The following is a 23,361-nucleotide window of genomic DNA, read 5'->3' on the forward strand; positions in this document are numbered from 1 at the left end:
GATTGGAGCCCTCGTGGACTACGGACACCCGCTCAAGTTCGGCGCATTCGTGACGCCGACGAATGTCACCCCGCACGCACCCGTGGAGACCGCCCAGCTGGTGGAGTCTCTGGGGTACGACCTCGTGACGTTCCAAGACCACCCCTACCAAGCGTCTTTTCACGACACCTGGACGCTCATGTCGTATGTCGCGGCGCGCACCGACAGCATCCACATCGCACCGAACGTCATGAATGTGCCACTGCGCAACCCCGCTGTGGCGGCGAGGGCCGCGAGCAGTCTCGATCTGCTCTCAGGCGGACGCATCGATATGGCACTGGGAGCTGGGGCGTTCTGGGATGCGGTGGTCTCGATGGGCGTTCCGCGCCTCACACCCGGGGAGTCCGTCACCGCCCTCGAAGAAGCCATCGATGTGATGCGTGGAATCTGGGACGCCGGAAACCGCACCCCCCTCCGCCTCGACGGCACCGTGCACAGCGTTGCCGGAGCAAAGCGCGGACCCCTGCCCGCGCACGACATCCCGATCTGGATCGGCGCGCTCAAGCCGCGCGGTCTGCGCCTGATCGGCCGCAAAGCAGACGGCTGGCTGCCCTCATACGGCTACATGAAACCGGGCGACTTCGCCACCGGCAATGCCACCATCGACAAGGCGGCGGCCGCGGCAGGTCGCGACCCTCGCGAGATCCGTCGGCTGCTCAACATCACGGTGCCGCAGACCGGTCTCGACGGTTGGGCGGAGAGTCTCGCTGCCCTCGCCATCGAAGATGGCGCGAGCACGTTCATCCTCGCCACGGACAATCCCACCGCGCTTCGCATCTTCGCCGAAGAGGTCATGCCCGCCGTGCGCGAGATGCTCGAGACAGAACGTGCACGGATGGGGATCGACGTCGGCGAACCGAGGAAGGCGACCGCGCTCGCCCAACGGCGTGGGGGTATCGACTACACGTCGGTGCCCAGCAGCGTGCAGTCCATCGAACCGGGCGACTTCAACTACGCCAGAGTGAAGTCGACATACATGCGCGGCGGCGCACCGGGCCTCATCCTCCAGCCCAAGACCGTTGACGAAGTCATCGAGAGCGTCGCATTCGCGAGGCGCCACACCCACCTGCCGCTGGCGATCCGCAGCGGCGGTCACGGCATCAGCGGTCGCAGCACCAACGACGGCGGATTGGTCATCGACCTGCGTCATCTCAATGAGATCGAGGTCATCGACCGGGAACAGCGGATGGTGCGCATCGGTCCGGGCGCCCGATGGCTCGACGTTGCGGTGGCCCTGGCAGAAGAAGGCTGGGCTCTCAGCTCGGGCGACTACGGCGGCGTCGGTGTCGGCGGCTTGGCGACTGCGGGCGGGATCGGGTGGCTGGCACGCAAGCAAGGACTGACCATCGACCATGTCATCGCTGCCGACATCGTGCTGGCAGACGGATCGTTGGTGCACACGAGCACGAGCGAGAACAGTGACCTCTTCTGGGCGATCCGAGGCGCGGGCGCGAACATGGGCATCGTCGTCAGTTTCGATTTCGCGGTGGAAGAAGTCGGCGACGTCGGTTTCGCTCAGCTCGGCTTCCAGCCCAGCGACCTCGAGGACTTCCTGCAGCGCTGGGGCACCACCATGGAGGAGTCCGCACGGGATCTCACCACAGAGCTCGTCATCACGCGCGGTACGCCCACAGCTCCGCGCGGTGTGCACGTGATGGGGGTCGTGGACTCTGACGAGCCCGATGACATCGTCAGTCAGCTGCAGCCTCTCGCTGAGATCTCGCCGCTCACCAGCCAGTCCGTGCAGCTCGTGCCGTACAGCGCGGTCATGGCCAACGCAGATCCTGCGCCGCACTCCGGACAGGGCGAACCGGCATCCGCCTCGGGCCTGATCGATCACATCACTCCCGACGTCGCTGAAGCGCTCGCCCGATTCGTCGACAGTGGCGCGAGCCCGTTCGTGCAGATCCGATGCGTGGGCGGTGCCGTATCGGACGTTCCCGCCGACGCGACCGCGTATGCACATCGCTCAGCGAACTTCGCCATCAGCGCCGGCGGAGCACATGGAGAACGGCTCGCCAACGAGTGGGCGAAGCTCAAGCCCTATCTGAACGGCACGTACCTGAGCTTCGACACCTCGCTCGATCCGGACCGGATCCACGACGCCTTCCCCCCGAACACGTTGGCGCGACTGCGCGAGATCAAAGGAAGAGTCGACCCCGACGGCCTGTTCCGCGACAACTTCTCGATCATCCCGGACTCTGACGCGTAGCGACGCACGCGGCCTCGGCCAGCAATCGTGCGGCACGTCATCCCAGGCCGGGAGGACCGTACTGGCCGCCGTCCGCTCATCGGGCTGGCAGCGGTCGCCGGTCACCGTGCGGTGAGCATGTGGCCTGTCATCGCATCCGGATGACTCACGCAACGTCGCCGAGCGATGTCGGTCAGCGGTCATCCGACATGCCAGCTGAGGCGAGTGCGGCCGTGGCCACGGCCAGCACCGCTTCGCTGTGATCGAGTCGTCGATCCCTCTCCGAGGTGTCGTGCTCGCGGATCATCCGCTCGAACGCACGGAACTCCTCCACCATGCGATGCGGTTCGGTCGACAAGTTGATGACTTCCTCGACATCGGCCCCCCGCGTTCCGGTTTCGACGCGCGGAATCGCGTTCGGTGCGCCTTCTGCGACGATCCACCCATCGGTGCCCTGAATCTTGGAGCGGATGGGACCATCGGAGTCCTTGGCACACACGCAGACTGCCGTGCACTCGTCGTACTCGAGAACGAGGACGCCGGAGGTGTCGACGTTGCGCTCGATGTTCGCTGTATAGGTCGCCGCCCGCGGCATGCCCATCAGCCCCACCACGAAGTGGATCGTGTAGATGCCGATGTCCATGAGCGCGCCGCCACCCTGCACCGGATCGAACGCCGGCAGGATCGTCCCCTCCCGGAACGCGTCGTAGCACGAGGAGTACTGCGAGTAATCGCACTGGATCATCCGTACGTCCCCGACCCGTCCGATGTTCTGGCGGATCCACTCATAGTTCGCCAGATACTGCATCGAGATCGCCTCAACGAGGATGAGGCCGCGTTCGACCGCCATCGCGCGCAGTTCAGCGAGGTGGTCCTGTCGCAGCACGAACGGCTTCTCGCAGATCACGTGCTTGCCAGCCGCGAGCGCCGCACGGGCGTACTCGAAGTGCAGCGAGTTCGGCACGGCGACCCAGACGGTGTCGATGCTGTTGTCGGCGAGGCAATCGTCCATGCTCAGGTGAACCTGCGGGATGCCGTGCTCCGCCGCGAGTCGAGAAAGCTTGTCCTCCGACGCGGCACGCCCGACGATGGCGCCGAGGCCCACTCCCGGAACGTGTGCGAGGTAGGGCAGGAACTCCGTCACGATCTTGCCGGAACCGCATACGGCGAGTCTCATTCGCGTCTCCTCTCGCGGCCCGACAGGCGAGCTGTCCGCGGGCCGACGCGCCCCAGTATGCCGGGGCAGGCGCCGGGCGGCACTCCCCCGGTTCGCGGAGGTGAGGATGCGTCATGGCCCTCACGGGGCGCGGTCGGCCCTCCTGCACGATGCAACCGAAGCCGGTCACCCCAGAGTCTCGACCGGGTGGCCGGAGGCGAACACGTCGTCGGAATCGAACCGATACTTCAGATCGATGAGTCGACCACGCGAGCGCCCCCACGCCGGCGCGCGGTCGACTCCCCCGTCGACGAATGTGAGTGCGAGCGAGTCCGCGTGCCACGGCCGCAACGCGTCGACGACGCCGCGCACCGCACGCGCCACAGGCGCCGCCATCTCGAGGGCGGGGACGACACCGATCCCGACAACGCAGTACTCACCCCCCAGAGCGCTGATCGCCCCGCCGCCCGCCGCCCCGCGGGCGATCGCCCCGCCGCAATGGCGAAGCTCGGCGATGAAGACGCCCGGCGCTGACCCCGCGGCGACGAACGCGTCGACTGCCTCAGCCGGAAGCTCGGCGACCATGCCGCCGATGGTCGCCACCGGCGTCGGGTCGGGTGGATCCATGTGCACCGCAACGAGGGCGGCCGACGGCATCCGCGCGAACGTGTCCATCTCGGGCTCCAACGCTCGCAGCGGCACGAGAAGCTCGGCGGCGACATCGTCGGATTCGAGTATCGCGCCGTCGATGACAACGACGGACCGCCCCGAAAGGAACGGTGGCAGGTCTGGCATCGGCGGGAAGTTCATCACACGCAACGACGTCGTGGCGCTCTCAGGAGCATCTTGCGTCCATGCGGCCCACGCACGCGAGACGGCAGGTGCATGCACGGCATCCCACAGCAGCATCCCGGCGAAGACGTCACCGTACGGGAGCAGATCGATCTCGAGCGAGACGACCACACCGAAGGCGCCGCCTCCACCGCGAACCGCCCAGAACATGTCAGGGTGCTCCTCTGCGCTGGCCCGGACGAGCGACCCGTCTGCGGTGACGAGCTGGACGGCTCGGACGGTCGTAATCGCCAGCCCGTGGGTGCGCCCGTAGAACGAGAGCCCGCCGGCGAGGATGTAGCCGGCGACTGAGACATCACCCGACGAGCCGTGCATGGCGGCCAGTCCATACGGGGCGATTGCATCGATCACGTCGTTCCACTGAGTCCCGCCGAGGACGCGTGCCGTTCGCACGTCGGGGTCGACCGAGACGCCACGCATCGCCGAGAGGTTCACGAGCACGGCATTCGCGATGTCGGTGTCGGCAAGAGCCGCGGCACCGTGTCCCGTCGACTGCGGGGCGACGCGTAATCCGCATTTCACGGCAGCCCGCACGATGTCGACGACGTCCTCGGCGCTCTGTGGATAAGCGACAGCGAAGGGCCGTTGATCGATCGCGACGTTCCACGGCATGCGCAGCCGGTCGAAGTCGGCGTCGCCCGGGAGTGCGACGCGATCGCCGAGGGCTTCGCGCAACAGATCAGCCGCGCCGTCGACTACGCGATCAGAGACATCCTGAGCAGTCATCGTCCTATCCATTTCGTGAGGGTGACGGATCCCAGCCTGCGCCTGGCGCGCAGGCAACGCCATCCCAGATAAGGAGGAATACGGCGTCCCCCAGATACCTGGGATTCCGTGGGCGGCGTGGCTGGGAGCAGACTCGACTCGGAGCAGGCACGGGGCTCGACGCCGACTGGGGGAGGCGAGATCATAGGACCATGACGACGGCGCTGCAGGCGGGGCGTGTGCGCAGCGACATCGATGTGATGTCACGGGCCGGGTTGCCGTTGCACCGCTTCATGGACGAAGCCGCCGAGGCGATGAGCCGGGTGGTGCCCGCGGTCGCCGGATGCTTCTCGACGCTGGACCCCGCGACAGGCATCGTGTCGAGCACGCGCAAGATGGGTGATCTCGATGGACGCAACGAAGGTGACCTGACCTGGGCGCGCATCGAATACGGCGAGAACGATCCGACTGCGATGCTCACGATGATCGCAGAAGACGTCACCGCCGTCGGGGTGCTGTCATCGCTCAAAGGGAACATCGATGGTTCGGTGCGTCTGGCCGAATTCTTGATCCCAGCGTTCGACTACCGCGACGAGGCTCGCGTGGTGTTCCGCGACCGCGCGGGTGCCTGGGGGTCGATGTGCTTGTTTCGTGGATCGGATGAGGCACCGTTCTCGCCCGACGAGGTCGAGTTCCTCGGCGTGATCGCACCGCTGGTGACACGTGGAATCAGAGTCGGCCTTCTCGCCACGGGCGATCGGGTGGAGCCGTCCGATACCCGCGGTCCGGCGGTGATCATCGTCGATGCCCACGATCGGATCACCCAAATCACGCCGGCGGCGTCGGCGGAGCTGGCGCGGATGACGCGGATCCCCGAGGGCGGAGATCCGCTCGCCGTCGTGCAGTCGCTCGTCGCCAGCGCCCGCCGGTTCGCGTGCGGCGAGCAAAACACTGCGCCACACGTTCGACTGCGCACTGTCGACGGCGTATGGCTGACGATCGGCGCGTCGCCGCTGAGCGGCTCGAACGACCGTGCGGGTGATGTCGTCGTGACGATCGAACAGGCGCGCCCGCAGGAAGTCGTCACACTCGTGGCCGCGGCTTTCGGGCTGACGGCGCGAGAGAAGGACGTGACCGGGATGGTGCTGCGTGGGGCCGATACAAAGCAGATCGCGGCAGCGATGCACCTGTCGCCGTACACGGTTCAAGATCACCTGAAGTCGGTGTTCGAGAAGGCCGGCGTCACGAGCCGCGGGCAACTCGTCGGCCGCGTCTACGCCGACCAGTACGCGCCGCGATGGGGATCCGACATCCGATCTGACGGCTGGTTCGCGGGCTGAGGCCGTGCCCGAAGGCTCAAGACCTGGAGCGGTCAAGCGACGGCGGCGTGGCCGAGAGAAATCGTGCTGACCAGTGATTTTTCGGCGGAGACGGAGGGAGTTGGGCTCCGCCGAACGGGATGTGGTTCGAGGTCGTTCAGGGTGGTTCACTGCGGAATTGCGGGGTTCGAAAGCACTCTAGAGGGAGTTTAGGGGCGCTCAGAGTTGCTCAAGTTTTCACATTTCTTTCTCACGTCGTCGCCGTCTGCCGCGAGTCGACGTTCGGTACGCAACTACGAGTATGGGCCGGTCGGCGACTAAGCACAATCGTGCGAGCTCGCGTCTTCGTGCAGCACGGATGCCGGGCACAAGCCGGGCGCGGCTCGGTCTGCAAGAAGCTCTTGCTACCGCCGCCCAGCATGCTCGACGTGCGGCTACGACGATCACATCGGGGGCGATCGTCTTTCACTGGCGAGGGTTGGCAGATTCACCGGACGCGCGGCCAGCGAAGGCCTCCACGTCTGCAAGAAGCGGGATGGTGGATGACGCCCCCGCGCGGCTCACAGTGATCGCCGCCGCTGCCGTCGCGACCCGCAGCGCGTGCGCGAGAGGCCTGTCGACGAGGGCCGCGAGGTAGCCGACCACGGTGTCGCCGGCTGCCGTCGTGTCGACGACCTCCGTCGGTAGCGGGCTCACGAAGCCGCGCTCGGCCGATGTCACCCAGATGGACGGCTCGGCGCCTTGCGTGCAGACGAGGTCGCAGTGCATCTCGGTCGCGACCCACTGCGCAAGCGACGTCGCGTCGTCGCGCGGGCTGTCGCCCGTTCCATCGATGAGCACGGCGATTGCGCGGAGCTCGTGTTCGTTCACGACGAGGAGATCGACCGGGGGTATCGCTGCGGCATCGGCCGGGACGGGCGCCGCGTTCCAGATCACCCGGGCACCGACTCGACGGCCCACAGCAGAGGCGGCGAGCGTCGCGTCTTCGCTGATCTCGCTCTGCAGCACAACGACGTCGTCGGACGAAAGCGTGCGCAGGCCGTGTTCGACGTCGGCGTCGGTCATCGTGCAGTTCGCGCCGGGGATCACGACGATGGAGTTCTCGGACGCGTCGTCGACGAAGACGAGCGCGCGACCCGTGGGCGCGTCCGGTCTCACGCTCACGGATCCCACATCGACGCCTCGGCCGCGCAGATAGGCGAGCGTGCCGTCGGAGTCGTATCCTGCGGCACCGACGAGGACGACTGATGCCCCGCCCGACGCAGCCGCGACAGCCTGGTTCGCTCCCTTGCCCCCGGGGTTCTCGTCGGCCGCACGGGCGATGGCCGTCTCGCCGGGTCCAGGAAGGACGTGCACGCGATACAGCGAGTCGATGTTGATGCTCCCGACGACGAATACCCGCACCGCTTCTCCTGTCTGCCATGTGGAGGCGGCGTGGCCTCCTTTACCGAAGAATCCGAGCGTAGCGCTGCGCGAGCGACCGCCGGAAGGTCGATGATTTCGAAACCAACTTGTAACAATGCCCAATTGATTACGAAACCAACGACGGGCATAGTCGACCTATCGACGTCCTTGCGAACCAGATGTTCCCGTCGATCGCCCGGGAGGCGCACGGCATGACACCCCGCAAACTCATCCTCGATGTGGATACCGGGACCGACGACGCGGTGGCCATCATGATGGCCGCGTTGCACCCCGGTCTCGAGCTTCTCGCCTGCACGACCGTGAACGGCAACATCGAGGTGGAATACTGCACGAACAACACCCTTCGCGTCCTCGACTACATTGGGCGATCGGACATCCCGGTGTTCGAAGGAGCCAAGGAAGCCATCGTCCGGAAGGACCTGCCGATCCCGCGCAAGGACCGGATGTCGGAAGCCGACAGTCATGGACTCGAGCTCCCGATCCCGCATCCCACGTCGAAGAAGCAGGATCGGCATGCGGTCGAGTACCTCATCGAGACCTACCGCTCGGCGACCGAGCCCATCACCTTGGTGCCCGTCGGCCCGCTCACTAACCTCGCGCTTGCCGTCAAGCTCGACCCGGGCTTCGTCGACCGTGTGCCTGAACTCGTCATCATGGGCGGCGGGCACGAGATCTCGAACACCACGTCCTCGGCCGAGTTCAACATCTGGGTCGACCCCGAGGCTGCTGACGTCGTCTTCCAGGCGGGGTTCGAGCGCATCACCCTCGTCCCGCTCGAGGCCACCCACGAGGCGCTCGTGTCGCTCGACCACGCACGGCAGCTGCGCGAACTGGGCACACCGGCCGGCGAAGCATCCGCCCGCTTCATCGAGCGCCGCATCGATGCGTACGACATGGGCCAGCCGATGGAGATCCCCCAGTCGGCACCGGTGCATGACGCCCTCTGCGTCGCGTACCTGCTGGACCCCAGCGTCATCGAGCTGCGCGATTATCACGTGGCCATCGAGACCGTTGGCCGGCACACGCTCGGTCGCACCGTCATCGACACACACTTCCGCGGAAAGCAGGCGCCCAACGCCCGTGTCGCGGTCGGCTCCGATCCCGAGAAATTCGTCCAGATGCTTCTGGCGGCCTTCGCGGCGGAGCACTGAGCGTCACCGCAACACCCGGCTCCACCCTCACAACAGCAGCAATCCACACCCCAAATCAAGGAGACACAGTGAAGACCAGAGCAGTCGCCGCTGCGATGAGCGTCATCGCTCTCGCCGCGATGCTCGCCGCGTGCTCATCGGACGATGACAGCGGCAGCGCCACGTCGGAATGCCCAGACGGCAACGTCACCCTCTCGCTGCTTCGCGCCGAGAACAACCCGCCCACGAACGAGTACATCGAGCAGTGGGAAGCGAACAACCCCTGCTACTCCGTCGAGGTCGAGGAGGTGCCGTGGGACCAGCTCGCCACGAGCACGCAGCTGATCGCCAGCGAAGACGGCGGCCCCGACATCATCGAAGTGGATGCGCCCAACACGCAGACCTTCGCCGCCGCGGGCCTGCTCCTGCCGCTCGACGAGTACCTGCCCGACGGGTACGAGGATGCGGCTGTCGGTGCATCCATCGCCGAACTCACCTATGACGGGTCGGTCTACTCCACCGGCATGGCCCAGACGACACTCGGGCTCTACTACAACAAGGCACTCACGGATGCCGCCGGCATCGAGGTGCCAACCGCCCTCGACGAGGCATGGACGTGGGACGAGGCGCTTGAGGTGATGCAGTCCTGCCAGCAGGGCGACGCGGCGAACGCCGACATCTGGGGCCTCGCACCGTCCGCCTTCGGAAACGGGACGCCCGGCAACACCTACCGAGACCTCACGATCATCCGCAGCGCGGGCGACCCCGAGGCCGCCGAGGGCTCGTCGGCATACAACACCTACTGGGGCATCTCGGCCGACGGGACCACCGCCGACGGGTACCTCAACACTTCCGAGGCCGTTGCGGCCGCCGAGCTCTACCAGTCCATGTACCAGGGCGACACCAAGGTGACTTCGACCGAGGGTCAGCCGAACGCGTTCATCGACGGCAAGGCGTGCTTCGACCTGCAGACGTCGTACCTGGCGGGAAACCTCGCCGCCGACGCGCCGTCGTTCGAGTGGGGCATCTCGCCCGTCCCGTACATCACGTCCCCGATCGTGCAGACCGGTGACGTCGTGCTCGCGGTGTCGTCCAAGACCGAACACCCCGAGGCAGCGGCGAAGTTCGCCATCGACCTCGGAATCGGCGAGGAGGGTCTCGCATGGGTGGCCTCCAACCGCTCGTTCCCATCGGTCACCACGGCCGAAGCGGACCCGGACTTCTCCTACCTGAGCGAGCAGCCGCTCTCGGTGCTGTACGAGGAGATCGTCGAATGGGGCGCTCCGCGCCCGCCGTCGACGCACTTCGTCGAGTACGACCAGATCGTGAGCCAGGGTCTGCAGGACATCGCCTTCGGTGCAGACGCGCAGTCCACGCTGGATGCGGTCGTGTCTCAGGTCGACGAGGCGCTCGCCCGCTGATCCGATGACTGCACCCTCATCCCTCGCCCCCCGTGTGTCTGGCCGCCCGGCCGGGCCCGCGGGCGGGCGCGGGCCCGCCTTCCTCAGCCGACCGCGTCGCGGCGGTCGGCTGCACTCGCCGCGGGTCGGCCTGGTCTTCGTCGCCCCCTTCCTGCTGTTCCTCATCCTCTTCCAGTACATCCCGATCGCGATGCTGCTGCGGAACAGCCTCTTCGACTACACGCTGATCAATCGCGAAGACCAGACGTTCGTCGGGTTCGACCAGTACGCGCGCATCCTCACCGATGCCGACGCCCTCGGCACCTTCGGGGTCACACTAGCCTTCGCGGCCGGCGTCGTCCTCCTCGTTCTGCCCACGGGCTTCGCGCTCGCACTGTTCCTGAACGGACGGTTCGCCGGTCGAACTCTCGTCCGCACGATCGTCTTCCTGCCGGTCGTGACGTCGGTCGCCGTGACCTCCACGATGTGGCTCTTCATGCTCACCCAGAACGGCGGGCTCGTGAACGGTCTGTTGGAGAGCCTCGGGCTGCCTCGCGTCGCATTCCTCAGCTCGATCCCGTGGGCCCTCATCAGCATCATCGTGGCGACCGCCTGGCAGCAGATCGGCTTCGTCGCTGTGCTCTTCCTCACCGGGCTGCAGTCCGTGCCCGATGACATCGTCGAGGCGGCGCGTGTGGACGGCGCCGGTCGTGTGCGCATCGCGGTGTCGATCATCTTGCCCCTGATGAGCCGCAGCACCCTCTTCATCGTGATCACGATGACCGTGTTCTCACTTCAGGCGTTCGCCCCCGCCTTCCTCATGACGAGCGGGGGGCCCCAGGGAAGCACGAGCCTGGTGGTCTATTCGATCTACATCGCGGCATTCCGCCTTCAGGATCCCGGCTACGCGTCCGCGCTGGCGGTCGTGCTGCTGCTCGTGGCGCTCGTCCTCAGCGGCATCCAATCGCTCGCCCTGCGCACCCGATGGAGCTACTGATGACCGCCGCCGCTCCCGCTGTGCGACGCACCCGACCTGGTCCGGCCCGGCTGATCGTGACGGTCTCCGTGATCGTCGTCGTCGTGGTGGCGTTCCTGCTGCCGTACCTGTGGATCTTCGTGTCGTCCTTCAAAGCTCAGAACGCCATCTTCTCGGATGTCTCGCCTCTGAGCTGGGCGACCTTCTGGCCCACGAATGGCTCTTTCGACAACTGGATCAGTGTCATCGAGAACAAGAACGTTGGCACCGCGCTGCTGAACTCGGTGATCATCGCGGTGCTCCAGGTGTCGCTGACACTCGCCCTCGGCTGCTTGGCGGCCTTTGGGCTCACACGGGTCAAGTTCCGCGGAAGCCGGGTACTGTTCGCGTTCATCCTCCTCACCTTCCTCGTGCCTATGGAGGCGCTCGTCGTTCCCCTCTACTCCTGGATGGGCGATCTCGGCCTGCGCAACTCCCTGCCGGCGGTCTTCCTCCCGTGGATCGCCAGCCCTTTCGCCCTATTCATGCTGCGTCAGGCGTTCGAGGAGATCCCCGCCGAACTCGACGAAGCGGCGTATCTGGATGGCGCCGGTCCGTGGCGGGTCTTCTGGCACGTCATCCTGCCGAACGTCCGCTCGAGTATCGTCGGCTGCGGGCTCGTCGTCTTCCTCTTTAGCTGGAACAGCTTCCTCTGGCCGCTCATCGTGAACAGCTCGAGTCAGTACGAGGTCATCCAGGTGGCGGTCGCTCAGTCCGCGGCCCCCGGTCAGCTGCCCAACTGGGGCGAGACGTTCGCGGGCGCCATGATCGCCACGATCCCATTGGTGGTCCTCTTCCTCTTCGCCCAGCGCCACATCGTGCAGGGCCTCGCCTCCTCAGGAATGAAATGAACAACGCACGCACAACGACGAGCCCCGCGCGCACGGATGTGCTGCTGCGCACAGTCGTCGATGAGATCTCGCCGATCGGCCGCGCCGATGACGGCTCGACGAGCCGCCTGGCATACAGCTCTGAGGAGCGGGCAGCGCACGATCTGCTGTCACGGAGGTTCAGCGACCATCCGTCGAAGAGGTTCGTCGTGCACACGGACGCCGCCGGCAATCGCTGGATTACCCTCCTAGGTTCACGTCCCGATCTCCCCGCCGTGCTCACCGGCTCGCACCTCGATTCCGTGCCGGAAGGGGGAATGTGGGACGGCGCGCTGGGCGTGTACGCGGGAGCGGTGGCGCTCCTGCAGCTGGCCGAGCGCGATCCGCTGCCGCGTTCGATCAGCCTCATCGCCTTCGCGAGCGAGGAGTCGCCGCGGTTCGCCCAGTCCGCCTACCGATTCGGCAGTAGAGCGATCGCCGGACGCGTCGACCCAGCAGACCTTGCGCGACTCGCCGATGCCGACGGGGTGACGCTCGCCGCGGCCTTCGCGGCGCTCGGTCTCGAGCCCGACAGGGTGACCGAGGCGCACGTGCCTTTCGATCGCATCCATGCCGTTCTCGAACTCCACATCGATCAAGGGCTGCTCCTCGTGAACGCGGGGGTTTCCGTCGCGGCGGTATCGGCGATCACGGGCTCCTGCCGGTTGCGCGTGACCGTGCACGGCCAGGCCGACCACTCGGGTGCCGCGCGCATGCGCGCCCGCCGGGATGCCCTGGCCGCGGCGGCGGAGCTCGTGCTCGCCGCCGAGATCATCGCGCGGGCCGATCCCCGCGACGATCTCGTTGTGACCGTCGGTGCGATCAGGGTCGAGCCCGGCTCGATCAGCGTGGTGCCAGGCCTGGCGGAGTTCAGTGTCGACATCCGTTCTGTGGATGCCGACACTCAGAACGCCGCGCAGGCGTCCTTGCGCGAGGAGTTCGACCGTGTCTCGGCGGAGCGCGGGGTTCGTGTGGAAGCGGTGACGATCCGCGACGTCGCCCCGATCACTATGAGCGAGCAGGTCATCCAGACCGTGATGGACGTGCTCTCGGATCAGGGGATCGCGCCCGACCGCGTGCCGAGCCATGCCGGGCACGACACGGGGAGCTTCGCGGGACACCCGCGCCTGGGCATGCTCTTCGTCCGCAACATCTCCGGTCGTAGCCATTCACGCGATGAGCACATCGATTGGGCGGACGCCGTGCGCGGAGCCGACGTGCTGAGGGAGTCGCTCGCGCGACTGGCTGCCGAGACCCCCGAGACCGCACACCAGGAGGAGAGATGACCACGATCACCATCGGACTGGCCCAGTTCACCGCCGTGAGCGACGGCGACGAGAATCGTCGGACGGCGCTCGCTCTCGTCGAGCGCGCCATCGACGCGGGTGCAGATCTCGTGCTGCCGCACGAACTCGTCGCCACACAGTACTTCCCGGCGTTCCCGATCGACGACTCCTACTTCGATCTCGCTGAACCGATCGACGGTCCGACGGTGACGGTCTTCCAGGAGCTCGCACGACGGCGCCGCGCTGCGGTGCTCGTGCCGTGGTTCGAGCGTGCCGGGTCGGGGCGTTACTTCAACACCGCGGTCTTCGTCGACGAGCACGGCGAGATCCGCGGTCGATGGCGCAAGGTCCACATCCCCCGCGTGCAGGTCCCGGCAGGTGAAGCCAACATCGAGGTGGATGAGAAGTACTACTTCGAGGAGGGTCACGAACCGTACGGTCTCGTCGACTGGAAGGGCCTGCAGATCGGTGTACTCATCTGCCATGATCGACACTTCCCCGAGGCCGCGCGCGCCCTGGCTCTCCAGGGAGCAGATCTCCTCCTCGTGCCGTCGACGTCACGAGGGATCCCCGGCTCCGCCGACCCCGTCGCCACATGGCGCACCGAACTCGGCGCCATGGCGATCCAGAACTGCCTCTTCGTCGCCGCGACGAATCGCACGGGGCGTGAAGCCCAGCAGGTCTTCATGGGCGCGAGCCTCGTCGTGCACCCCGCAGGTGACGAAGTGGTCCGGATGGGTGCCGAGCCAGGAGTCGAGGTCATCGAGATCGACCCGTTCGCCGCCGAGCGCGTGCGCAGAGCGCGCGGATTCTTCCGCGATCGGCGGCCCGAGCTCTACGCATCAATAGTCGAGCTCGACGCCACGACGGCGGGCGGTGTGCGATGACCGGCAACCTGCTCGTCCGTGGCGGACGCGTGCTGCAGGGCGACGAACTCGTCGAAGCCGATGTCCTGGTGAGGGATGGCGTCATCGCCGCCATCGGTCGCATCGAGCCGCTCGAGGGGATGACGATCGAGGATGCGACGGGGCTCATCGTGCTGCCCGGGATGATCGATCCGCACGTGCACGTCGGCTGGCCGGGGGCGGCGGATGACTTCGCCGCGGGGTCGCGCGCAGCGCTCGCGGGGGGTGTGACGACGTTCATCGAGTTTGCCGTCCAATTCCCCGGCGACGCGCTCGACGACGTCGTGAAGGAGTGGAAGCGGATGGGCGAGGCTAGCGCCTGCGACTTCGCGCTCCACGCGATCGTGAGCGACAGCCGTCCCGAGACGCTCGAGGCGATGGCTCGTGTGATGGATGCCGGCGTCACGAGCTTCAAGATGTTCATGACCTCTCAGCACAGCGGTGGGCTGGGCGTCGACGACGGCACCTTATACGACATCATGTGCCGCGTCGCCGAACTCGGCGGGCTCTCGATGGCGCACTGCGAGAACGACGAGGTGATCGGCCATCTCTCGGAGCGGCTGATCGCCGATGGCGTGGTGACGGCGGCTGGCCACAGCGCCGCACGACCCCCGTTGGTCGAGGCGGAAGCGATCGCCCGGGCGGTTCGATTGGCGGATGCCGCGGGGTCCCCCTTCTACATTCCGCACCTCTCATCGGGCGAAGGGCTGCGCGCAGCGCTGCTAGACACCGGCCGTCGCGTGCCGGTGATCGCCGAGACCTGTCCCCAGTTCCTGGCCCTCACGGCGGATGTCTACGCACGTGCGGACGGAGCGCACTATGTCATGTCTCCGCCGATCAAGTCGACGGAAGACCAGGCCACCCTCTGGGCGGGCGTGATCGACGGTCGCGTATCGACTGTGGGGTCTGATCACTGCCCCTACCCGCGGCGCTTCAAGGACGAGAACGCCGCGAGCGACTTCCGGCGCATCCCGAATGGCGTGCCCGGCGTCGAGACTCTGCTGCCCGTCATGTACACGCTCGGCGTGCGCACGGGCCGCATGACACTGGCCGATCTCGCCCGGATCTGCAGCCTCAATCCAGCGAAGATCTTCGGACTCGAAGATCGCAAGGGATCGATCGCCGTCGGCAAGGACGGAGACCTTGTGCTGTTCGACCCTGATCGCCGGTTCGGCACGGCGGCGTCGGACCTCAACAGCGAGATCGACTACTCGATCTACGAGGAGATGGAGCTGTGGGGGATGCCGGTGGCCACCGTGGCGGCGGGCACGATCGTCGCGCGTGAGCAACGGATCGTTGACGACGCCCACAGGGGGCGCTTCCTCGCCCGCACGCCGGGCGTCGCCCTCTCGGAGTTCGATCGACGCGTGGTCGCCGCGTGAGTTCGCTCGTCATCCGCAACGCCCAGGTGTGGGCGGACGGCCGCTTCTTCCACGGTGGGGTCCGGTCCGAGGACGGCGTCATCGTCGCTCTCGAAGCGAGCGGGACGACGACACCCGCCGACGAGGTGATCGACGCGGGCGGGGCGCTCGTGCTACCGGGAGCGGTCGATCTGCACGTGCACTTCCGCGACCCTGGCAAGCCGCACAAGGAGGACTTCACGTCCGGGTCGCACGCAGCGGCGCTCGGGGGAGTCACCACCGTGCTGGACATGCCGAATACCACGCCTGCGGTGCTCGACGCCGGGGCGCTCGCCGTCAAGCGCGCTGCTCTCGAGGGGCGCTCCTTCGTCGACTTCGGCCTCATCGCTGCGGCCGATCCGAGCAATGCGGACGAGATCGACGGGCTCGCCGCCGCCGGGGCCGCCGCGTTCAAGCTCTTCACGTATGAGCGTCGTGACGCGCCGCCGGCTGGCATCCTCGACGATGCGACTTTGCTCTCCCTCCTTCAGGCTGTCGCAGCGGTAGGGCTTCGCGCCCACGTCCACGCCGAGAACGACAGCCTCGTGAAGGCCGGACGACGCGCCGAGTCGGGCAGCCAGGACTGGGCGGCGCACCTTCGTTCGCGAGCTCCGCTCGTGGAGGAGGAGGCGGTGATGCGCACTCTCCTCTTCGCGCGCGATGCCGGCGCGCATCTCCACGTCTGCCATCTGTCGAGCGCGCGAGCGCTCGCGCGCATCCTTCACGCTCGGGCGGCCGGCCAGAGCGTCACGTGCGAGGTCACGCCGCAGCACGTGCTGCTGGACGACGCCGGCTACGGCGAGCGCGGGGCCGACCTGATCATGGTTCCGCCCGTGCGCACGACGGGAGATCGATCAGCGCTCCACAGCGCCCTCGTCGGGGGCGACATTGACGTCGTCGCCACCGACCACGCGCCGCACACCAGCGAGGACAAGATCGGAGCACCGCTGGCGATCTCGACCGGCCTCGTCGGAGTGCAATGGTCGTATCCCCTGCTGCTGACGGAGGCCCTCGCCGGGCGGATGCCGCTCGCCCGGGTCATCGATGCGATGGCGACGCGTCCGGGCGGCATGCTCGGCGCCACGACGCGCAAGGGCGTGATCCGCCCCGGTGCGGCAGCAGACCTCGTCGTCGTCGAGACCACCCGTGACGTCCTCGATCGCCGAGCGCTCGCCAGCCGCGGCCGCTCAACGCCGTTCGACGGGACGCCCGTGCGCTGCCGCATCCGCGACACCGTCGTCGGCGGGCGCGTCCAGGTCGCCGACGGCGTGCTGGTCGGTGCGCCGACGGGCCGCTTCATCTCTCCCTCGTCCGAATACCGAAAGGCCTGACGTGCTGTCCCTCGATACCACCCGCTCCTCGATCTGCCTCGACACCTGTCTCGCTGTGCAGCCCGGGGAGGTGGTCACCCTCCTGCATGACCCGCACCACGCCGACGACGCGGCCGCGCTTGCCGCGTACGCGGCATCCATCGGGGCGTCACCTCGCCTCGTGCCCGTGCCCGAGCGCCACCTTGGCGAGAAGGATGTCTCACCGGAGGCCGCCGCGCAGCTGCGCGGAAGCGACGTCCTCGTGGTGGTGTTCGACCCGGAGGACGCGTGCCAGTTCTGGCACACGCAGGGCAGAATGGATGCGAGCGCCGACGGAGCGCGGGTGGGACTGCTCTTCCCTCCGGCGCACTGGGATCTGACCGCAGACGATCTGCGCGTCACCGAAGCGCTCACCGACAGGCTGGGTGCGCTACTCGACGCAGCGTCCGACGCGCACCTGACGACCGTCGCCGGCACGGACCTGCGGATGTCTCTCGCCGGGCGCGAGGGCTTCTCGTGCCACAGCATCCTTCACGAGCCGGGCGCCACGGCGACGATTCCCGACTGGGGCGACGCCGAGATCTCGCCGCTCGAAGGCACCGCCACCGGGCGCATCGTGTACGACGCCTCGATCGCCTTCATCGGCGAAGTCGACGTGCCGATCGTGGTCGAGGTCGTCGACGGCGCGGTGACGACGGTCGAGGGCGGGGCGTCAGCCGCGCAGCTGCGTCACATCTTCGACACCGAGGGCCCTGCCGCGCGCAACATCGCCGAGCTCGGCATCGGCACGGTGCCGCGTGGCGAGATCACCGGACACAAAGACGACAAGCTCTTCGGCACCGTTCACGTCGCCATGGGCCACAACGTGTCGCTCGGCGGTGTCGTCGACGCTCCCGTCCACCTCGACGGCGTGCTCCACAATCCCACCCTCGTTCTCGACGGCCGGGAGGTGCTGGTCGAGGGACGACTCGCGCCCTGGCTGGCCGACGAGCTCTCCCGTCCCGAACTCGCCTCAGAACCCGAAGGATCACGATGACCAACCAGCTGACCACCGTCTATATAAACGGCGACCACGTGCCCGTCGAGAGCGCGAGCATCTCGGTGTTCGACAGCGGCTTCAATTTCGGCGACGGCGTCTTCGAGGGGATGCGGGTGTACAACGGCCGTGTGCTAATGCTCGATGAGCACATCGAAAGGCTGTACGACTCAGCCGCCGCGGCGTTCATCGAGCCACCCATGTCACAGGACGAGCTCAAGAGCGACATCCTCGCGTGGCTGCGCGCGAACGACATCGACCATGACTTCCACTTCCGACCGATCATCACCCGCGGCCTTCGCACTCCTCCGCGCGTCGATCCTCGATTCGCGTCCGGTCCGGCCACGGTCGTCGTCCTCGGGCAGGCGATCAGCGGTACGGCGACCGAAGGCATCCACCTCGTGGTCTCGCGCTATCGTCGCCACGGCCCCGACTCGGTCGACAGCAAGATCAAGTCGCTCAGCTATCTGCACGCGGTACTCGCCAAGCTCGACGCCGTGCGCCGCGGAGCCGACGACGCCATCGTGCTGGACAACCGCGGGTGCCTCGCAGAGTGCAGTGCGTCGAACATCTTCCTGGTCCGGAAGGGGGAACTGGTCACGCCGTTCGCGATATCGACGCTCGACGGGATCACGCGCAACCTGCTGCTTGAGCTCGCGGCGGAGCTTGGCATCCCCGCGCGCGAGAAGGACCTGACGACCTCCGACGTCCACGCCGCCGACGAGGTCTTCCTGTGCGGCACGGGCGCCGAGATCACTCCTGTCGTCACCTTCGAGACGCAGCCCGTCGGCGATGGATGGATGGGGCCGGTGACCGCGAGACTGCGTGATGCGTACCTCGCTGCGCTCGACGCCCACGGAACCCCGATAGCCCATGTCTGACGCTGTCGCCGCCCGGTTGGGGCTCGTCATCCCCTCGACGAACACCACCGTCGAGCGCGAGATCTCCCGCCTGGCGGTGGGCGAGGCGGACTGGTTCGCGACGCGCGTGCTGCAGGTCGAGACCGAAGACCCGGGCGAGAAGGTCGCGACGGTGCTCGCGATGCGGGATGAGCTGGGATCCGCGGTGGAGCGACTAGCGGGGATCGCGCCCTCGGCGATCGGCTTCGCTTGCACGGCGGCGAGCTTTCTCGACGGGCTGTCGCCCGACCTCGAGCTCTGCGAGCGCCTCAGCGCACAGGCCGGGGCGCCGTTCGTGACGGCTTCCACGGCCGTCAGTCAGTCGCTGCGAGCGCTGGAAGCCCGATCGATCGCGCTCGTGACGCCCTACATCGATTCGGTCAATGAGAAGGAGATCGCCTATTTCGACGACGTCGGCATCGCCACCGTCGCGGTGTCGGGCCTCGGCATCGTCGGCAACCTCCCGAAGGGTCGGCTGCCGCTGAACGCGAGCGCCGACGCCGTGCGGGCCCTCGATCTGGGCGACGCGGATGCGGTCTTCGTCAGCTGCACGAACTGGCTCACCCTCGGCAGCATCGCAACGCTCGAAGCCGAGATCGGGCTCCCCGTCGTGTCGAGCAACTCCGCGCTTGCGTGGTCGATGCTGTCGTCTGCAGGAGTGCGGGCACCGAAGGCGCTCGGCCGGCTGAGCACGCGAAACCTCGCCGAGGTGATCTCGTGAACGACCGCGGAGCGGGCCCCGGCGAATTCGAGGGCAAACGGGTGCTCGTCACGGGTGCGGCGAGCGGTATCGGACAGGCGATCGCGGCGGCATTCGCCTCCGAGGGGGCCGAGCTCATCCTTGTCGACCTCGATGCCGATTCCCTCGCTCGTGTCTCGGGTGAGCTGCGGGCCGGCGGTCATGCAGTCGAGTCGCACGTAGTAGATCTCGGGGACGAGGATGCCGTCGCAGGGCTGGCCGCGGTCGTCGAGCGGTCGAATGCCCTCGACGTGCTCGTCAATCAGGCAGGCATCATCCGACGCGGCGAGGTCACGACACAGCGATTCGACGAGTGGGAGTTGATCCAGCGGGCGAACGTGTCCAGCATGTTCCTCACGTGCCGAGTGTTCCTCCCCGGGATGATCGCCGCGGGCGGGGGCGTCGTCGTGAACTGCTCGTCAGGTGCCGCGTTCGAATCGGGTAAAGGCCTCGCCGCGTACAGTGCGTCGAAGGGTGCCGTCGTCGCCTTCACCCGCAGCCTGGCGGTGGACTACGCGCCCACGGTGCGCGTGAACGCCGTCTGCCCGGGTCTCATCGAGACTCCGGGTGCGTATGTGGACGCGAATGAACAGATGCGGCAGGATCGACACGCCGCCGCTCTTCGCACGCCTCTTCAGAGAATGGGCACGCCGGCGGAGGTCGCCGATGCCGTTGTGTTCTTGTCGTCGCGGCGATCCGCATTCTGTACAGGTACCGCGCTGATGGTCGACGGAGGAAAGCTTGCCGGAGCGTGACGATCTGCTGGAGACCGGGCTGCCACCCACGATCCCCACGCAGAAAGATGTGGCCAGGCTTGCGGGCGTGAGCCCGGTCACCGTGTCGCGCACGCTCGCGGGAGGCAAAAACGTCACGCCCGAAGTGCAGCAGCGCGTCATCGAAGCGGTGAGGCAACTCGACTATCTTCCCAATGAGAACGCACGTGGACTGCGGCCAGGTCAGCACAGTGGCCTGATCGGCGTGGCGATCACCAACCTCAGCAACCCCTTCTACGGCACGTTCGCGCTCGGTGTCGAAGAGATCGCGCACGCGCGAGGTAGGTATATCCTGCTCGGCAGCACCGGGGAGAGCGCGTCACGCGAGAGCGACTTGATCGCGAACTTCCTTAGCCGACGGGTCGAGGGCCTGATCGTCATCCCGGCCGGCGAGCCTGCACCGCGACGGTGGGTGAGGCGGCTCGGTCAGGTGCCCATCGTCGTCGCGGCGCGCGAGGCGGCGGATCTCGACGCAGACCGTGTGCTCATGGACGATGCCGCGATGGCGCGCCGTGCCGCCGACGACCTTCTCGCGGAAGGCCATCAGCGAGTCGCGTTCATCGGAAACATCGTGACGGTCTCAGCGCACCGAGCACGCTACGAGGAACTCGGTCGTGCGATGGGCGCGGCCGGACTCCGGATGGATCCGCGACTCGTGCGCGGTGTCACCGACGACGTGGAGGATGCCGCATCGCACGCGCGTGATTTCCTGGACATCGCGCATCAACCCACCGCGATCATCGCGGCCAACAACCGGATCGGTGTCGGAGTCCTCCGCGAGTACGCCCGACGGCTCGACGAAGGCGTCCGCGCCGATGCGCTCCCGCTGGTCGCGGTGTTCGACGAGCTGGAACTCGGGGATCTCCTGCGCGTCCGCGTGCGCGCGTACGCCTCAGACCCGCGCGAGCTCGGCCGGACCGCCGCGCGGACGCTCTTCGAGCGTCTGGACGGCGTCGCCGTCGGTGGGCCTCGGAGACTCATGGTCCCGGCGTGAGCCTGTCGCCGACGGCCTGGCTTCCATAGCTCGCCAATGCAGATGTGCGGGGCCGAGGCCCACGACCTGAGCAGCCGTGATCGCTGACCGATCGACGATCGAATGTTCGCTCGAAGGCACGCACGTCGTGCTCACGAAGAACGGACTGCCAGCGATATCCTGATGCGCATTCGTCACCGTTGTCTTGAGACATCACAGCAGAAAGTGGGCTGTCATGAACCGTGCTCCATCAGGGAGCGCGATTCATGAGATGGAGACGGAGGGATTCAGCCCCTCGATCCTCCGTTCGCAAACCTTTCTCCCATGACGCCGATTCACCCGAAACGCGTCAAGACATACGCACAACGCTCGAGCCGCCATGGTCGCAGAGGGCAGAACGCGTCCCGAGTCGGACGTCACTGGCGGAGTGACCTCTGACCTGGGAAAGATTTGCGTAATCCCTGCGTAACGTCGAACGACCCCGAGTACCCCTGAACTCTCCCGAATAGCCACTCAAGCGGCTCCGAAAAACTCCGCGAACAGCCCTCAAAATGGCGGTGACGGTGGTGTCTGGGTTCACGAGATCGTTGACACCTAATCGCGCGGATAGTGGTTGTGATCGTTGACCGATGAGTCGCGACATAGGCGACATCCGCGTCGTGGTGATCGTTGACGGGTGAGTCGCGTCATCGTTGACAACGACGTGCCCTGACGATGGGGCGTGAAGCCGAAGAACCTCGTCATCGTCCGCGCCGTTCGCGAGCAGGGCCTCAGTCATGCTGAAGCCGCCGCCCGGTTCAGTGTCACCCGCCAATGGGTCCATGCCCTCGTCACCCGTTACGACGCCGACGGCCCCGACGGGGTCGCCGCGCGTTCCCGGGCGCCGATCACCCACCCCGGTGCGACACCGGCTGTGATCCGCGAACGGGTCATCGCGTTGCGGGTGGAGCTGACCGCGAACGGGGCCGACGCGGGACCGGCGACGATCGCATGGCACCTCGAGCAGGAAGGACGCCCAGCCCCCTCCACATCGACGATCCGCTGCATCCTGCACGCCGAGGGACTTGTCGTGCCGGCGCCGTCGAAGCGGCCCCGCAGTTCCTACATCCGCTTCGAAGCCGATCTGCCGAACGAGTGCTGGCAAGCCGACATCACCCACTGGTACCTCACCGACGGCACCCGGGTCGAGATCCTCGACTTCCTCGACGACCACTCCCGATACCTGCTGCACATCCGCGCCGCAGCCGCGTTCACCGGACCGATGGTCGTCACCGCGATGACCGACCTGATCAGCCGATACGGCCCCCCCTATCCACGCTGACCGACAACGGGCTCGTCTTCACCACCCGCCTGGCCCGCTTCAAAGGAGCCCACGGCGGATTCGAGAAACTCCTCGCCGCACACGGCATCACCCAGAAGAACGGCCGCCCCGGACACCCGCAGACCCAGGGGAAGATCGAACGCTTCCACCAAACCCTGAAACGCTGGCTCACCGCCCGCCCCCACCCCGCAACGATCGCCGACCTGCAGCTCCTACTCACCGAATTCCGGACCTGGTACAACACGCAACGCCCGCACCGCTCCACAGCGCGACGCACCCCCGAGCAGGCCTACACCGCCCTGCCGAAAGCGACCCCGACCGGGCCGGCCCGATCCGAATGGCGCTCCCGCACCGACAAAGTCGACCGCGACGGGAAAGTCACCCTCCGCTACGCCGGGAAACTCCGCTACCTCGGCATCGGCAAAGCCCACGCCGGCACTCCCGTGCTGCTACTCATCCACGACTGCGACGTCGTCACCAGCAACGCGAACACTGGAGAAATCATCGCCGAACACACCATCGACCCCAACCGCGACTACCAGCCCAAGAGCCCCTAAACCGCCCGTCAACGATGACCCGACTCACCGACAGAGCGTCACCGTCAACCCGCCGAACCCA

Annotated in this window: 18 protein-coding genes and 1 pseudogene; 16 read left to right on the forward strand and 3 right to left on the reverse strand. The window is 67.0% G+C overall.

Going from position 1 to position 23,361, the window contains the following annotated elements; translation table 11 throughout:
- Positions 1-13: 13 nt before the first annotated feature.
- Entirely contained in the window at positions 14-2,251 is a 2,238-nt protein-coding gene (locus ACFQZV_RS00905) for an LLM class flavin-dependent oxidoreductase (RefSeq protein WP_378751348.1), read from the forward strand.
- A gap of 172 nt (positions 2,252-2,423) precedes the next feature.
- On the opposite strand, the gene ACFQZV_RS00910 is transcribed toward ACFQZV_RS00905, so the two are convergent.
- The gene (locus tag ACFQZV_RS00910; RefSeq protein WP_378751350.1) at positions 2,424-3,407 is read right to left on the reverse strand and encodes a Gfo/Idh/MocA family protein; all 984 of its coding nucleotides are present in this window, start codon (positions 3,405-3,407) and stop codon (positions 2,424-2,426) included.
- Between the two features lie 165 nt (positions 3,408-3,572).
- Positions 3,573-4,964 carry an FAD-binding oxidoreductase gene (locus ACFQZV_RS00915; protein ID WP_378751352.1) on the reverse strand — a complete coding sequence of 464 codons (1,392 nt, stop codon included), beginning with the start codon at positions 4,962-4,964 and terminating at the stop codon, positions 3,573-3,575.
- Between the two features lie 191 nt (positions 4,965-5,155).
- Here ACFQZV_RS00915 and ACFQZV_RS00920 point away from each other — a divergent pair, with 191 nt between their 5' ends.
- Entirely contained in the window at positions 5,156-6,283 is a 1,128-nt protein-coding gene (locus ACFQZV_RS00920; RefSeq protein WP_378751354.1) for a helix-turn-helix transcriptional regulator, read from the forward strand.
- A 444-nt stretch (positions 6,284-6,727) separates the two neighbouring features.
- On the opposite strand, the gene ACFQZV_RS00925 is transcribed toward ACFQZV_RS00920, so the two are convergent.
- Positions 6,728-7,666, reverse strand: a complete 939-nt coding sequence (locus tag ACFQZV_RS00925) for a PfkB family carbohydrate kinase (protein WP_378751355.1) — start codon at positions 7,664-7,666, stop codon at positions 6,728-6,730.
- A gap of 212 nt (positions 7,667-7,878) precedes the next feature.
- Between ACFQZV_RS00925 and ACFQZV_RS00930 the strand changes: the two genes are divergently transcribed.
- From ACFQZV_RS00930 to ACFQZV_RS00995, 14 genes and pseudogenes are all read left to right on the forward strand, one after another.
- Entirely contained in the window at positions 7,879-8,838 is a 960-nt protein-coding gene (locus tag ACFQZV_RS00930; protein ID WP_378751357.1) for a nucleoside hydrolase, read from the forward strand.
- Positions 8,839-8,906: 68 nt separating this feature from the next.
- Positions 8,907-10,238 (forward strand): ABC transporter substrate-binding protein, encoded by a 1,332-nt coding sequence (locus ACFQZV_RS00935; RefSeq protein WP_378751359.1) that lies wholly within the window; start codon positions 8,907-8,909, stop codon positions 10,236-10,238.
- A gap of 4 nt (positions 10,239-10,242) precedes the next feature.
- Positions 10,243-11,214, forward strand: a complete 972-nt coding sequence (locus tag ACFQZV_RS00940) for a carbohydrate ABC transporter permease (RefSeq protein WP_378751362.1) — start codon at positions 10,243-10,245, stop codon at positions 11,212-11,214.
- Positions 11,214-12,083 (forward strand): carbohydrate ABC transporter permease, encoded by an 870-nt coding sequence (locus tag ACFQZV_RS00945; protein WP_378751364.1) that lies wholly within the window; start codon positions 11,214-11,216, stop codon positions 12,081-12,083. The genes ACFQZV_RS00940 and ACFQZV_RS00945 overlap by 1 nt, the downstream gene beginning before the upstream one ends.
- Positions 12,080-13,387 (forward strand): hydantoinase/carbamoylase family amidase, encoded by a 1,308-nt coding sequence (locus ACFQZV_RS00950; protein WP_378751366.1) that lies wholly within the window; start codon positions 12,080-12,082, stop codon positions 13,385-13,387. The genes ACFQZV_RS00945 and ACFQZV_RS00950 overlap by 4 nt, the downstream gene beginning before the upstream one ends.
- Positions 13,384-14,274: a carbon-nitrogen hydrolase family protein gene (locus ACFQZV_RS00955; protein ID WP_378751368.1), complete on the forward strand. Its 891-nt coding sequence runs from the start codon at positions 13,384-13,386 to the stop codon at positions 14,272-14,274. The genes ACFQZV_RS00950 and ACFQZV_RS00955 overlap by 4 nt, the downstream gene beginning before the upstream one ends.
- Complete coding sequence (gene hydA / locus ACFQZV_RS00960; RefSeq protein WP_378751370.1) at positions 14,271-15,674, forward strand: dihydropyrimidinase; 1,404 nt, start codon at positions 14,271-14,273, stop codon at positions 15,672-15,674. The genes ACFQZV_RS00955 and hydA overlap by 4 nt, the downstream gene beginning before the upstream one ends.
- Positions 15,671-17,023 carry a dihydroorotase gene (locus tag ACFQZV_RS00965; protein WP_378751372.1) on the forward strand — a complete coding sequence of 451 codons (1,353 nt, stop codon included), beginning with the start codon at positions 15,671-15,673 and terminating at the stop codon, positions 17,021-17,023. The genes hydA and ACFQZV_RS00965 overlap by 4 nt, the downstream gene beginning before the upstream one ends.
- 1 nt (position 17,024) lies before the next feature.
- Positions 17,025-18,038 carry an aminopeptidase gene (locus ACFQZV_RS00970; RefSeq protein WP_378751374.1) on the forward strand — a complete coding sequence of 338 codons (1,014 nt, stop codon included), beginning with the start codon at positions 17,025-17,027 and terminating at the stop codon, positions 18,036-18,038.
- Positions 18,035-18,919: an aminotransferase class IV gene (locus ACFQZV_RS00975; protein WP_378751376.1), complete on the forward strand. Its 885-nt coding sequence runs from the start codon at positions 18,035-18,037 to the stop codon at positions 18,917-18,919. Before ACFQZV_RS00970 ends, ACFQZV_RS00975 begins: the two co-directional genes overlap by 4 nt.
- Positions 18,912-19,658, forward strand: coding sequence for a maleate cis-trans isomerase family protein (locus tag ACFQZV_RS00980; RefSeq protein ID WP_378751378.1), 747 nt, complete (start codon positions 18,912-18,914; stop codon positions 19,656-19,658). Before ACFQZV_RS00975 ends, ACFQZV_RS00980 begins: the two co-directional genes overlap by 8 nt.
- Positions 19,655-20,431 carry an SDR family NAD(P)-dependent oxidoreductase gene (locus tag ACFQZV_RS00985; protein ID WP_378751380.1) on the forward strand — a complete coding sequence of 259 codons (777 nt, stop codon included), beginning with the start codon at positions 19,655-19,657 and terminating at the stop codon, positions 20,429-20,431. The genes ACFQZV_RS00980 and ACFQZV_RS00985 overlap by 4 nt, the downstream gene beginning before the upstream one ends.
- 49 nt (positions 20,432-20,480) lie before the next feature.
- The gene (locus ACFQZV_RS00990) at positions 20,481-21,443 is read left to right on the forward strand and encodes a LacI family DNA-binding transcriptional regulator (RefSeq protein WP_378751523.1); all 963 of its coding nucleotides are present in this window, start codon (positions 20,481-20,483) and stop codon (positions 21,441-21,443) included.
- Between the two features lie 700 nt (positions 21,444-22,143).
- Positions 22,144-23,294: pseudogene (locus ACFQZV_RS00995) on the forward strand (IS481 family transposase); the annotation flags it as partial.
- Positions 23,295-23,361 lie beyond the last annotated feature (67 nt).

Source organism: Microbacterium koreense (assembly GCF_042677105.1).
GTDB classification, from domain to species: Bacteria; Actinomycetota; Actinomycetes; order Actinomycetales; family Microbacteriaceae; genus Microbacterium; species Microbacterium koreense.